General features: G+C 43.4%; 13 protein-coding genes. 7 read left to right on the top strand and 6 right to left on the bottom strand.

The annotated features are described in order from the left end of the window. Nucleotides 1-107: 107 nt before the first annotated feature. Together Aso01_RS14555 and Aso01_RS14550 are read left to right on the top strand one after the other, a co-directional pair. On the top strand, nt 108-1,196 hold the full coding sequence (locus Aso01_RS14555) for a hypothetical protein (RefSeq protein WP_171063728.1): 1,089 nt from the start codon (nt 108-110) through the stop codon (nt 1,194-1,196). Further along, on the top strand, nt 1,193-1,504 hold the full coding sequence (locus Aso01_RS14550; RefSeq protein ID WP_004935469.1) for an RnfH family protein: 312 nt from the start codon (nt 1,193-1,195) through the stop codon (nt 1,502-1,504). The genes Aso01_RS14555 and Aso01_RS14550 overlap by 4 nt, the downstream gene beginning before the upstream one ends. A 55-nt stretch (nt 1,505-1,559) precedes the next feature. On the opposite strand, the gene Aso01_RS14545 is transcribed toward Aso01_RS14550, so the two are convergent. Beyond that, nucleotides 1,560-1,958, bottom strand: a complete 399-nt coding sequence (locus tag Aso01_RS14545) for an outer membrane protein assembly factor BamE (RefSeq protein ID WP_004935473.1) — start codon at nt 1,956-1,958, stop codon at nt 1,560-1,562. 111 nt (nt 1,959-2,069) lie between these two features. Here Aso01_RS14545 and fur point away from each other — a divergent pair, with 111 nt between their 5' ends. Beyond that, nucleotides 2,070-2,507, top strand: a complete 438-nt coding sequence (gene fur / locus Aso01_RS14540) for a ferric iron uptake transcriptional regulator (protein WP_004935475.1) — start codon at nt 2,070-2,072, stop codon at nt 2,505-2,507. Between the two features lie 50 nt (nt 2,508-2,557). Here the strand turns inward: fur and Aso01_RS14535 are convergent, their stop codons facing one another. Further along, on the bottom strand, nt 2,558-3,709 hold the full coding sequence (locus Aso01_RS14535) for a PilT/PilU family type 4a pilus ATPase (protein ID WP_004935476.1): 1,152 nt from the start codon (nt 3,707-3,709) through the stop codon (nt 2,558-2,560). Nucleotides 3,710-3,741: 32 nt separating this feature from the next. Then, nucleotides 3,742-4,776: a type IV pilus twitching motility protein PilT gene (locus tag Aso01_RS14530; RefSeq protein ID WP_004935479.1), complete on the bottom strand. Its 1,035-nt coding sequence runs from the start codon at nt 4,774-4,776 to the stop codon at nt 3,742-3,744. A 125-nt stretch (nt 4,777-4,901) separates the two neighbouring features. Between Aso01_RS14530 and Aso01_RS14525 the strand changes: the two genes are divergently transcribed. Beyond that, nucleotides 4,902-5,594 (top strand): YggS family pyridoxal phosphate-dependent enzyme, encoded by a 693-nt coding sequence (locus tag Aso01_RS14525; RefSeq protein ID WP_004935480.1) that lies wholly within the window; start codon nt 4,902-4,904, stop codon nt 5,592-5,594. 105 nt (nt 5,595-5,699) lie between these two features. Next, on the top strand, nt 5,700-6,545 hold the full coding sequence (locus Aso01_RS14520; protein ID WP_004935485.1) for an undecaprenyl-diphosphate phosphatase: 846 nt from the start codon (nt 5,700-5,702) through the stop codon (nt 6,543-6,545). Between the two features lie 94 nt (nt 6,546-6,639). Here the strand turns inward: Aso01_RS14520 and Aso01_RS14515 are convergent, their stop codons facing one another. The 3 genes from Aso01_RS14515 to Aso01_RS14505 form a co-directional block, all read right to left on the bottom strand. Beyond that, nucleotides 6,640-7,431 (bottom strand): transglutaminase-like domain-containing protein, encoded by a 792-nt coding sequence (locus Aso01_RS14515; protein ID WP_004935488.1) that lies wholly within the window; start codon nt 7,429-7,431, stop codon nt 6,640-6,642. A 180-nt stretch (nt 7,432-7,611) separates the two neighbouring features. Next, a complete protein-coding gene (locus Aso01_RS14510; protein WP_004935491.1) occupies nt 7,612-11,208 on the bottom strand; it encodes an AAA family ATPase in 3,597 nt (1,198 codons plus the stop codon). 9 nt (nt 11,209-11,217) lie between these two features. Then, nucleotides 11,218-12,468, bottom strand: coding sequence for an exonuclease SbcCD subunit D (locus tag Aso01_RS14505; RefSeq protein WP_004935496.1), 1,251 nt, complete (start codon nt 12,466-12,468; stop codon nt 11,218-11,220). 121 nt (nt 12,469-12,589) lie between these two features. On the opposite strand from Aso01_RS14505, the gene Aso01_RS14500 reads away from it, so the two are divergent. Both Aso01_RS14500 and Aso01_RS14495 read left to right on the top strand, forming a co-directional pair. After that, on the top strand, nt 12,590-12,721 hold the full coding sequence (locus tag Aso01_RS14500; RefSeq protein WP_004935499.1) for a hypothetical protein: 132 nt from the start codon (nt 12,590-12,592) through the stop codon (nt 12,719-12,721). 227 nt (nt 12,722-12,948) lie between these two features. Next, nucleotides 12,949-13,404 (top strand): GNAT family N-acetyltransferase, encoded by a 456-nt coding sequence (locus Aso01_RS14495; protein ID WP_004935501.1) that lies wholly within the window; start codon nt 12,949-12,951, stop codon nt 13,402-13,404. Nucleotides 13,405-13,526 lie beyond the last annotated feature (122 nt).

Here is a 13,526-nt window from a genome sequence, read left to right as displayed (position 1 = left end):
TGAGATCAATCATTTTGGGTCGAAAACGTTCTGTTTTTGAATAGAAACTTTGATTTTCAGGTCGGACAAAGGCAAAATATCGGCAGACTTTATTCAAGGTATGCATGATGCAGGATTCTCCTTTATCACGATGGCTTTCGCCACTTATGGCGTTTTGTTTGAGCTTGGTGATTATTGTTACCCTCGCGCCGGCAGTCGGTATTCAAATTGATCGTCAGCTTGATTTTTGGTTGTTATGGCTCGGTAGCATGGTGATTTTGGCGTTGCCTGTGTGTTATTTGGAAATTGCACTGGCGCGCCGTTCAAAAACCACAGCGCTGAACGCACTTTCACGCCTAACGCGGGATGCCGATGCGTCTTCTAAATGGCGTTTGGTGGGCTGGTTGGCTGTGGTATTCATTGCATTTTTGGCTGGCGGAATTCTTTCTCATGCCAGCATGCTGTTACCGCAACAATTCACTTTAGGTGTTGCACCTAATCTATTGTTGATTGTACTTGCGGTGCTGGCATTTGGCTTATCCTTTGTATCACGCCAGATTTTGCTGCTCATCACTGCAATTGCGTTGATTGCGTCTATCGCGCTTGGTCAGGTTTATGATGCTGCTCAGCTTCAGCCATGGCACTGGACATCACTTGAATTTAAAGAGTGGGGCAATGCCACTGTTCTGGCTCTTGTGGCGAGTGGTTTAGGTATGGGCCTATACTGGCAAACAACAGTAAAACAGGTCGATCAACAGACATCAGCCAGCGCTTCTGTACTGCCGATCTGGTTGGCACAACTGGTGGCGGTGATTGCATTTGGCTTTGTGTCAATTCAGCAAACGGTTCCTGTACTGACTTGGGTGGTTGCTGCATTGATGGCATCGGCACTGCTCCTACAACTTGCTCGTGAACAGTTAATTGAGCGTCAGGCTGCGCTGGCATTACAGTGGGCAGTTCCAGTTGTGGCTGTTGTGATCTGGGCAATTCCTGCCATTCAGGCAGAATTTTATATTCTGACCATGCTTTGGGGGCTACTGTTGTGTTTGATCTACGCGATTTTTGCGGGATGGATTATGAAAATCAGTCACTTGCGTAAATCGATGAATTTTAGTAGTGAGCTATTTTATAATCTTTGGCGGATTGCTGTCCGTATTGTCTTACCTTTAGGCATTGTACTGGCGATGATTTCGGTACTTGGACAACTGTTTACATGAGTAATCTTCAGCAGGTTTGGGTGGCTTATGCCGCACCAGATCAACAGTTTCATCTTGCTGTTGCTTTTGAAGCCGGAATGACAGCGATAGAGGCCATTGAAAAAAGTGGACTCTTGCTTACCACACAGCTAGAAATGCCATTACAAGTGGGTATTTTTGGTATTCGATGTGCGCTTGAACAGCCGCTTAAAGCAGGCGATCGGGTAGAAGTGTATCGAGCTTTAACCATTAATCCAAAGGACATTCGACGCAAACGTGCAGAAAAAAATCCGGTTGGTCGTTTTCAAAAGGGTAATCGCTTTAAGTGATCGCCAGTATATAAAAAACCCCTCAAATGAGGGGTTTCTTTTTTTGAGGAAGCCTTTATAGTGGTGGCGCAGTCAGTATGGCTTCTTTTGAACCTGGTAAGCCCGGTTGAGACTCTGGTAAGGTATCGATACCTTCAATATTGGTGACGATACCAGACTGGTCAAAGTAGATTTTTAGATGCTGACCGCGCGCTGCCGGAATTTTTGCTTTTTTGGCGTAAGTTCCCGGAATATAGTTGTACACGTAATCCCAGCGATATGGATTTAATGGATCTGTAATTGTTGGGCTACCGAGTAAAAACTTTACCTGTTGGTAATTCATGCCCACCTGAACTTTTGATGCTTGAGCTTTGGTTAAAGGGGTTCCTTGAGGAATATCAACCTTATAGACGCCGAGCGTTGAACAACCAGCAAGCAGTGAAGTGACGAATAACGCCAACATAAGTTTTTGCATTTTGCTACACTATCCCGATAAATTATGATGCATTTGATCCAAGGATAGATCATACTGCATCTCATCACGATTGCCTATTCCAACTTGAGATTTGTTGAGAGACCCTTTTTTATGCCGATTTCCAATCAAGATTTACGAAAAGCTGGACTGAAAGTCACCCTTCCTCGAATTAAGATTTTGGAATTACTAGAAAATTCAAAACAACACCATTTGAGTGCAGAAGATATTTATAAAACTTTGCTTGAACAAGGTGAAGATGTTGGTCTGGCAACGGTTTACCGAGTTTTAACACAGTTTGAAGCAGCAGGAATTATTCAGCGCCATCATTTTGAAAACAATCACTCTGTTTTTGAAATCATGCAGGAAGATCACCACGATCACCTTGTTTGCTTAAATTGTAACAAAGTTGTTGAATTTACAAATGATATTATTGAGCAAGAGCAACACTCCGTTGCTGAAAAGCACAATTTTACTTTGACAGGCCACTCATTGAATCTATACGGTTATTGCAACAACCCAGATTGCAAAGACGCACTGCGTAAAAAGTAAGGATTTCACATAAATCCAACAATAAAAAAGGGCAGATAATGCCCTTTTTTTCATTTTAGATCATGACGTTGACCGTCAAAGGTGATTTTTTGATCGACTTCAAGCATTTTCTCTTTTTGATCAATTGCGGTATTGGCTTCTTGAGAAAGTTTGATCTGCAAACGCAGATTGTTGGGTGAGTCGGCATGTTTTAGTGCATCGGCATAACTGATTTGTCCGTGTTCGTGTAATTCAAACAAGGCCTGATCAAAGGTCTGCATTCCCAGTTCACCAGAGCGTGCCATCAGTTCCTTAATTTTATAAATCTCACCTTGGCGAATGTAATCCGACATCAAAGGTGAATTGATCATCACTTCAACGGCAGCACGGCGACTTTGACCATCAGGCGTAGCAATCAGTTGCTGAGAGATGACGGCTTTTAAGTTAAGTGATAAGTCCATCAGCACCTGCTCACGCCGATCTTGCTCGAAAAAGTGAATGATACGCTCTAAGGTCTGATTGGCGTTGTTGGCATGTAAAGTTGCAAAGACTAAATGCCCGGTTTCGGCAAATGCCAGTGCATAATCCATGACTTCACGTGTGCGAATTTCACCAATCAAAATAACGTCTGGTGCTTGGCGTAACGTATTTTTTAAAGCCACTTCGTAGGAATCGGTATCAATACCGACTTCGCGCTGCGTAACAATACAGCCAGCATGTGCATGTATAAATTCAATCGGATCTTCAATGGTAATAATATGACCGCTTGAGTGTAGATTACGGTGATGAATCATCGACGCAAGCGAAGTGGATTTTCCTGTTCCTGTTGCACCAGAAAACAAAATAATACCGCGTTTAGTCAAGGCCAAGTCCTTGAGAATCGGTGGTAGCTGTAGTTGATCTAGCGTCGGAATTTTGGTTTCGATGCGGCGGATAACCATGCCGGGTAAATCACGCTGCTGAAAGGCACTTACACGAAAGCGCTCAGTACGTTCGCGGTTTAAAATGGCGAAATTACATTCATGGGTTGCCATGTACTCATCGCGTTGCTTTTGCGTGGTGATCGAATCAATCAACTGCGCGATCATGTCACCGTCTAATTTGGTTTTGGAAACTGGGGTAATTTTGCCATTAATTTTTAATGATGGCTCAACACCAGCCGTAATGAACATATCGGAGGCTTTGTGGGTTGCCATTAGATTGAGTAAATCATTAAAGTCCATACGGTGCTTCCTGATGGCTTTGTGTTGTTGTTTTATAAGGATTCTGGTGATTTTGCCACAGCGCGTGCTGTTGGTAAGTTAATGATGCCTTTGGCGACCAGTTGTTTAAGACTTTGATCGAGCGTGGTCATGCCATGGCTTGCACCCGTTTGAATCGAAGAATACATTTGCGCGACTTTTCCTTCACGGATCAAATTACGAATGGCCGGAATACCAATCATAATTTCATGCGCTGCTACACGGCCGCCACCTTCTTTTTTTAACAAGGTTTGTGAAATAACCGCCTGAAGGGATTCGGACAGCATGGTACGCACCATATCTTTTTCCTCTGCGGGAAATACATCGATAATTCGATCAATGGTTTTGGCTGCCGAGGTCGTGTGTAGCGTACCAAACACCAAATGTCCGGTTTCTGCGGCAGTCAATGCCAAACGTATGGTTTCCAGATCACGCATTTCCCCCACCAGAATGATATCAGGATCTTCACGCAGTGCTGAGCGAAGTGCCTCATTAAAACCAAGTGTGTCGCGGTGCACTTCGCGCTGGTTGATCAGGCATTTTTTGGGTTCGTGTACAAACTCGATTGGATCTTCAACCGTTAAAATATGATCATAGCGATGATGATTAATATAATCGAGCATGGCGGCAAGAGTGGTCGACTTCCCCGAGCCTGTTGGGCCGGTCACTAACACCAAGCCGCGCGGATAGTCACAGATGTCTCTGAAAATTTTTCCGAGTCCGAGTTCTTCAAGCGTCAATACCTGTGAGGGAATGGTTCGAAAAACGGCACCTGCACCACGGTTCTGATTAAACACATTGACACGAAAACGGGCCAGATTTGGCACCTCAAAGGAAAAGTCGGTTTCGAGCTTTTCTTCGTAATCGCGGCGCTGTTTGTCATTCATAATGTCGTAAACCAGCCGGTATACTTCGGAATGTTCAAGTGCGGGGAGGTTAATGCGTCGAACTTCACCATCGACGCGAATCATGGGTGCCAAACCTGCAGACAAATGTAAATCAGATGCTCTGTTTTGGACTGAAAATGCCAGCAGTTCGGTTATATCCATATTTCCCCCAAAAAATCGTTAAAATCTTTCATTATTTTGTAGAATATTAAGTGCTTTTCCCAAAGCTTAACAACATTCAAGGCCGAGGTTAAGTAAAAAATATGTTTGAAATGAGAACCCTGTCAATGAATCCGTTTAAAGATGCGCGAAATCACGTTATCGATCAAATCCAGTCGGCTTGTGCGCGAGTACAGCGTGATCCGGCAACGGTCGAATTACTGGCAGTATCAAAAACACATCCAAGTTCGGCGATACGCGATATGTACGAGCTTGGTCAGCGTTGTTTTGGTGAAAACTATTTACAAGAGGCGCTCGATAAAATTCAGGCACTCAAAGACTTAAATATCGAGTGGCATTTTATTGGCCATGTTCAGCGCAATAAAACCAAATCGCTTGCGGAACATTTTGATTGGGTGCACGGGGTCGATCGTTTGATTATTGCCGAGCGCCTGTCATCGCAGCGCGCCGAGCATGCGGCTGATTTAAATATCTGTCTTCAGGTCAATATTGATCATCAGCAAACAAAAGATGGCTGCCCACCTGAGGATGTCGCGGAACTGGTGCAAACTATTAGCCGCTTACCCAAGCTGAAGTTACGCGGAATTATGGTCATTCCTGCACCAGAGCATGCAGAGGCTTTTGAGGCAGCCAAAACGCTTTTTGATGCTGTCAAAGCCCAGCATGCACATCCTGAACAGTGGGACACCTTGAGCATGGGCATGTCGGCAGATTTGGATGCTGCCATTGCAGCAGGCTCGACCATTGTACGCATTGGTACGGCTTTATTTGGTGCACGTGACTATGGTCACGGTGTATAAATCTGCAAACTTGATATATGAAATATTTGTGATCATTGAGATTTTTTAATTCAGATTTAATGGTTGGCTCGTATACCACTAACACTGGTTTTCACGAGACATTTCATGGATCTTTTGCATGTTTTTATTTTAGCGGTGATACAGGGGCTGGCGGAGTTATTGCCAGTTTCTAGCTCTGCCCATGTGATCTTGGCAGAAAAGCTGATGGGTTTCGACCCTTCGGCGCCAAATATGACTTTTTTGCTGGTGATGCTCCACACAGGCACCATGTTTGCGGTCATTGTGTATTTTTGGCACTCATGGAAAAAAACCTACTTTTCTGATTGGGCGTCATTTAAGCAGCGCGCTTGGTATGTGTTACTGGCGACTGCCATGACGGGTGTGTTGGGACTTTTGTTGCAATCACTGATTAAACACGTATTTTTTGGTGGGGCGAGTAGCTTTGAAATAGAGCATTTATTCAGCAACGCCAAATTAATGGCTGCTGCACTTGCTGCGGCAGGTGTATTGATTATTTTATCTTCTCGTTTGGATCGTGGTCAGCAAGGTGATGTGCGTTTGCCAAGTGCCATCATCATCGGTGCGGTACAGGCGTTGTGTCTGCCTTTTCGTGGTTTTTCTCGCTCAGGTGCCACCATTTCCACAGGTTTGTTTTTGGGAATTTCCCGTCAGAAAGCAGAAGAGTTTAGTTTTGCTCTGGCGGTAGTTTTAACCCCAGCGGTGATTGCCAAAGAGCTGTTGCGCTTGTTGCATGCCCAACAGGCCACCACTGGTACAGCACATCTGGCCTTAAGTAGCTTATTTTTGCCGAGCTTGTTTGGAATGGTTTTTAGCTTTCTGACGGGGTTGTTGGCACTGAAGTGGCTTTCGGCGTGGCTGGAGCGTGGTCGCTGGTATTTATTTGGAATCTATTGCCTGGCCTTTTCAGGTGTGGTGTTGGCATTGGCCTAGATGTGTGCTTTTACAAAATACGTTGGAGAGCATAGGTTCTCCAACGTATTTTATTTCTATATGTATTTGTTCAATTGAACGTTGAATACATGATTTAAGACTCAACACGTTCGATAGCAGGTTCAATCGATAACAGTTCGATTTCACCAAATACCGTGGCAAAAGGAACGTCTTTGGCATCGAGTCCAGTGCCGATTCGAACAAACTGATCGATAGGCCCCATGCGTGTGGCATCGAATAATACCCATTGATTTTCAAGATACACTTCAAAGATGGCATGGAAGTCGGGATCTGCATTGTAGAACGGCATGTAACCCACCACAAAGCGCGCAGGAATATTTAAGGCACGGCAAATCGCAATACCTAAGTGAGCAAAATCACGACATACACCTGCACGATTGACCAATATATCGCGCGCTGTGGTGGTACTGTCGGAAGATCCAGCTTGATACACAATATTGTCATAAATCCAGTCACAGATGGCTTGCACTCGTGCATAACCTTTGGGCAATTCACCAAAAGTATTTTGTACCATGGTGCCAATCAAATCTGATTCGCAAAAGCGGCTTGAACCCAGATAAAACAGCGTATAAGACGGCAACTCATGAATTTCACATTCGCGTAGTGCGGTATTACGCTCAGGGATATGTGTATCTACGTCGGCATGATAAGAAACACGCAGTTCACCTTCTGGTGCATGTAACCGAATCAGGCGATTTAATCCGCCGTCGCGCTCATATTGCTCGAAATCGAGCTGAGGTTGAAACTCAAATGACTCCTGCTTACAGGTTTGCCATGGATGATTGGCTGCTTCAAACTGAAAAATAAATTCGGTCGCTTGAATCACCCGGTAATGGAGATGACAGTCAATTTTAAAGCTAGGCATATTAAAGAACTCAAAGAAAAAATAAGATTTAATTCTTCTTCATCTAAAAAATTGATCTTTATTGTTGTCAGAAGAGATCATTTTTTGTTTTGAATCTGAATGAAAATCAAAGCTATCAGTTCTGATGAGTTTTTCAATTGTTGCTCCACCCAAAATGCGTTGTACAAAGGTAAAGCGTGTTTAGCCCACCACCTGAATTCGACTTGAACCTGAACCCAGTGGTTGTACCTGAATCTGGACTGGAATTCGTTCGTGCATATCCTGAATATGAGAGATCAATACCACCTTACGACCCTGACTTTGCAACTGATCGAGTGCGTTCATCACCATATGCAATGAAGATGCGTCGAGCGTGCCAAAGCCTTCATCGATGAACAAAGATTCGATTTTCATCGATCCAGAGGCCATATTGGCAATTGCCAGTGAAATGGCCAGCGCAGTAAGAAAAGATTCACCACCAGAAAGTGAGGCCACAGCACGTATTTCACCGTCCATATCATGATCAACAATGGCCAGACTCAGTGAGTTTTCTAGCCGTTTTAGCGTATAGCGCTGTGAAAGCTGAGTCAGTTGCTGATTGGCATATTCAAGCAGAATATCCAGATTATATTGCTGCGCCAGATCTCGAAATTCTTTACCCTTGGCATCACCAATCAGGCTTGAGATTTTGTGCCAGCGATGCTCTTGTTGCTGGATCAGTTGAATTTGTGCTGCAAACTGCTGCTGCTTGATCAGATTTTGCTGATGTAACTCGAGTTTTATTTTTAAATCGTCACGCTGATTTGTACATTGCTGTAAAGCCACTTGATTGGTGGCAATCTGCTCAGATAACTGCGCAGCCTCTATCTGAGGCGCTGCCTCAAGATGTACATCGAGCTGATGTTGTAGTGTGTTGAGTGCAGAAATAGCCTCGCTCAAGCCACGATCTGCGTGTTGGATGGCTTGGCGAATCTGCTGTTCTTGAGAAGATGATATCGCCAGTAATGCTAGCAATTGATCTTCTTCAAAAAGAGGCTGCTGTGCCAGCCATGCATTGATTTCAGTGGTGCATTGTGTCAGTGAATCATGTTGTTGCTGTTGCTTGGCCTTTAATTGCTCGAGCGCATTTTTATGCTGTTCAAAACGTTCGCGTGCGAGTTCAAAGCTTTGTTTAATCTGTTGATACTGCTGCTGCAATTGCTGGCGCTGCTGATCATGCTGTAGTAACCATTCATTGGCTTTAAGGTCTGTCGAAGCTGTCATGGTGATGATGAGCTGGTTGGCAGCTTCAGTATTTTGTTTACCCATCGTCTCAATGTCTTTTAATTGCTGCGTGCATTCTGTGTGCTGCGCATTGAGCCCGGCGAGATTGGATTTTAATAATAGTAACTGCTGATGTTGTTGCTCTTTGTGTTTAACTAAGCGTTCTGTTTGTTCGAGCAACTGGCTCCGTTGTTGTAGTGCATTTAATATAGTTTGTGAAAATGTCACGCCATGCGTGTACCAAGCCGATTTATCCTCGGTAGTTAAGCACGCGACAATATGCTGAACGTGTTGTTGTAACTGATCGACTGTCTCAAGCTGATGGCTGGTGTGCTGAATACGTTGACTCAGCTGATGTTGCTGTTTACTGGCTTGCTGGAGTTGATGTAACTCATGCTCAAGCTGCTGTTGCTCCTGAGAGGCCTTTTGCATTAAAGCATCAAGCTGAGCGTTCGCCTCTTGTTCAGCCAAGCGCAAGTCGAGCTGTATATTGCACGCCAACAAATGCTGCTGTAATTGCTGTTCATGCACATTTTGTTTTTCTTGCAGTTGCTGTAAATCGTCTTGCAATTGCTTGAGCTGGGTTTGACTTTGCGTGTACTGCTGCTGCGTTTTTTGCCAAAGGTCGAAACACTGTTGTTCCTGCTTAACGGCTTGCTGTTCTTGTTGTTGCTGGAGTTCATACAACGCTTTGGAGAGCTGACTTTGATCTTCACGATAAGGATGTTCGGTACTGCCACACACTACGCAAGCTTCACCGTGTTTTAGCGCTGCGCGTAAATGCTCAATATTTTCTGCATGGAGTAAACGTTGCTGTTGCAATATCTGCTGAATTTTTTCGCGCTCTTGCTTTGCCAACACATAGGCTTGTTCGGATGTGTGGGTCGATGCGTCTAATTGTTGATTGTGCTGTTTGATTGTCTCAAATTTATGTTTCAGGCTAGTCATTTCATTGTTTAATTCGAAATAACGCTGAATTTTTTGCTGTGTACTGTGTAAATGGTTGCTATGAACCTGCTGTGCTTGTTTGCGTTGTTGTTTACTCTCGATGTGCAGATCAATTTGTGCTGGAGTACCAAACTGCAATACTAAAGCATTTAAGTCAGCCTCATCATGCTCAAGCTGCGTTTGTGCATCCCGAATGGAACCTAAACTCTGTTCTACTTTTTGGTACTGCGTAATAAATTGGCTCAACTGCTGCATGTGCGCATTTAAGCCTTGGTCTAGTGGGGCGTACTGAGCACTATTTTTTAATTGTTCCATGCTTGCTGTATGTTGTCCATCAAGCGTGTGAATGGTTTGCTCTAATTGCTGCTGTTGCTCAAGCAATGGCTGTTGCTGGCTTGTAATTTGGGTTAAGCGATGTCTGGTTTTATTATAGTCTTCTTTAATATGCTCGCGTTTTTGCAAATGACCGCGCAAATCGGCAAGCTCTTTTTGATACTTTTGTTCAAAGGCTTGAAACTGATGTAGGCTTTGTTCGACTTGGCTATAGCGCGTTTTTTCTTGCTCGAATTGTGTGCTTAGGGTATTGAACTCGGTGTGCTGAAGTTGAATTTGCGGAATGAGTTGTTGTAGTGTTTTTTGGATCTGCTGCTGCTGAAATACAATGGGACGTATCTCAGAAAATGTTTCTAACTGGCTCAGCAACAGGCGATCTTTCTCAAGGCTTTCTTGTGCTTTAAGTTGTACATCGTAATGTTGTTGTTTTAAGCGGATACCCTGATCAAGTTTATCGCGTTGCTCAAACCATTGCTGTTGTTGTCTGAATTGCGTCTTTGCTTCTTCAAGCCGCACCACCTGTTGCTGAACCGATTCAAATTGCGCTTGTAACTCAGCTATTTCCTCATCTGAGCGTATCTCGATATAGCCCAAATGACTTTCTAAACTTTTACGCCGATTGCTGATTTCTCTGGTTTTTTCAAATGCCAGTTGTCCAATTTTAGCAAAAATCGCCGAGTTGGTCAGGTATTCAAGCAGCTCACCCCGTTCGTTGTCACGTGCTTTTAAAAAAGCCGTCACCTCAGATTGCGCCAGTAATACCGCACGGGTAAATTGCTCAAAACTGAGCTGCGTGATGTGCTGTATATGTGACTCTACCGCTTTGCTTTTGTCTGCAACCACCACGCCATCGGTGAGGCACTTGAGTGAGCGTTGAACATTTTGCAGTTTGCCGGTGGCATTCTCACGGGCACGTTTAATTTCCCAGCGCGCCATATAATGTTTTTGATCCTGCGCGACAAAGCAGAGTTCAGCAAAACCGTGCGCACAGCCGCGGCGTAAAACGGTCAAAGGGGAGTTGGTCAGGAGCTCGGAGCCATCGACATCGGTAAGCTTGCCATCGCTTTCTTTGAGTCGTGGAATTTTGTTAAATAAAGCCAGACACATGGCATCTAAAATGGTGGATTTACCTGCGCCTGTTTTACCCACAATCGCGATCAGCCCTGCACTGGCCAAAGGCTCAGATTCAAAATCAATGAAATGCTCGTCAGACAAAGAGGCCAGATTTTTGAGTCGGATGGATAAAATTTTCATGAGATGGCTTTAATTCTTTTTAAGTTCTTCAAGTTGTTGTTGTGCCTGCGCAACAAGGCTCATAAAGTCTTTTTTAACATCATCATCTGCGCTATAGCCTTTTTTGTCCCAAAGTTGTTCGAACAGTTTTTCAGGCGTTGGCGGTTCGAGATGAACCTGTTGCTCTAAGCGATGGCTTGATCCATCTGTGGCGTATTGTCTGGAAATCCGAACCAATCGATAACGGTTTGCAGGCAAAGCCTGTTCAAATTGTTGACGAAGATTCGGCTGAGGTGGTGTGCGGCTGAAATATTCGATGTCGACGTATTCGCGCTGATCAATCTCTTCGATTTCGCCATGTGGGAGTGCTGCCAAGCTTGTTAAAACATCTTGCAATTCACCTGTAATTTTATGCAGCTTCACGCTTCTTGGCACCAGCAAGGCATTACATTGAAAATGATTGTCTGAAATTGCTGGGTGAATGGTCACATCCATTACTTGGTGTTTATAGTTGATTTCACTAAATGACAGGGGAATAGGCGAGCCGCTATAGCGAATATGGGTCTGACCCACTTTCTGGGGTTTATGTAAATGCCCCAGTGCGACATAATCGATCGCGTCTTCAAAGAGCGCTGTAGAAAGTGCTTCTTCGTTGCCAATGATAATCGGACGTTCTGAATCTGAGGTTTCACCGCCCTGCATATGCGCATGTGACATCAAAATTAAGGCCTGATCATCGGTTTTGCGGCGTTTGGCCTCGGCAATCAGTTGCTGGTGTAAATAACCAATCGCATTTTGACTGTCACTGGTCTGTTCGTTCACGCCCGTAATTTCGGCCGAGCGTAAAAAAGGAAGAGCAATGCACCACGCCACAATCTGTTGTGCCTGATCGTAAATCGGTAAAATCAAACGATCAAGATTCAAGGTTTTGTCTTGATTCCAGCGAATCACACCCACCGCTTTGGCATTGTATTTTTCTAATAACGGCTCGACCTGTTCAATGCGATAACCCGAATCGTGATTTCCTGCAATCATTAAGGTTTGCATATGCGGCGCAAGGTTATGCGCATCTGCCAGAAATTGATAAAGCTGCTTTTGGGCCTGTGAACTTGGATTAATCACGTCAAAAATATCACCCGCTATTAATAAGGCATGAGGTTGTTTGACCTTGATTTGTTCAAGTAACCATGCCAGAAATTGTTCATGTTCGTAGTGGCGGGAGTGATGATAAAAAAACTGCCCCAAATGCCAGTCTGAAGTATGAAAAAAACGCACGGTCATTGCTGATGAACTACCTGTTTTTGAATAGCAGATAAGGTAGCATAAATCACAATCCAATTCAGATGCTACTCAAGTGAAAAGCTGATTTGGTTTTTACTTAAAACAGAACAAGAGATTCATAATGACCATTCATCAATATGATTTAAAAATTCGTTGGATTGGAAACACAGGTGAAGGTACTCAAACCTATCAATCCTATCAACGTGATTTTGTCGTTGAAAGTGAGAGTAAACCCGCTAACGATCAAACTTAGTTGATAACAGGATTAGGTTGAAGCTTTAAAATGCTATGACGCAATGACGGATTACTGTAAATCCGGTTTGCGCAAATCAATTTTACTCTTAGCTTTAAAGTGTACAGAATTGTAAATATTATTTATTTTGCATTAATAGTGCAGGTTTCAGTTTTTATCATAGCTTTTTAGTCTCATCAAAATCATGATAACAGTATGAATCACAATATTAGAGGATCATAGTTTCAATGCAGACCATTAAAATTTCAACACATCCTGAACTTAAAGAACAAGCAGCAAAGTGGTTTTCAAAGAATTGGGATATTCCTTATCAAGCCTATTTAGAGAGCATGCAGGTTGCCATTGATCATCTAAATGCTGTGCCTGAATGGTATGTGATGATTGATAAAAATCGAAATATTGTGGCTGGGGCTGGCATTATTGAAAATGATTTCCATGAGCGGACTGATTTAACACCTAATCTGTGTGCATTATTTGTGGAAGAAAAATACAGGAATCAACATCTGGCAAAACAGCTTTTAAATTTTGTCAAAGTAGATTGTGCTACACGAGGGTTTGAAAAATTATATTTAATTACAGATATGACTAATTTTTATGAAAAGTGTGGATGGCAATTTTTAATAATGGTGAAAACTGACGAAGGAGAGTTAATGAAAATGTATGAATCTGAGATTTATATCTAAAGAAAAAACAGATCACTAAAAAATAAAGACCGACGATTCGAGTGATGAGAAATCGTCGGTCAAAAACTTTAAATCACGTTTGGCTGCTAACAAAACATATCTAAAGTGGATGTCATAGTGAA

It is taken from the genome of Acinetobacter soli, from assembly GCF_000760595.1.
Classification (GTDB): domain Bacteria; phylum Pseudomonadota; class Gammaproteobacteria; order Pseudomonadales; family Moraxellaceae; genus Acinetobacter; species Acinetobacter soli.
Note: the sequence above shows the minus strand (reverse complement) of the source record. Positions and strands in the feature narration are given on the sequence as shown.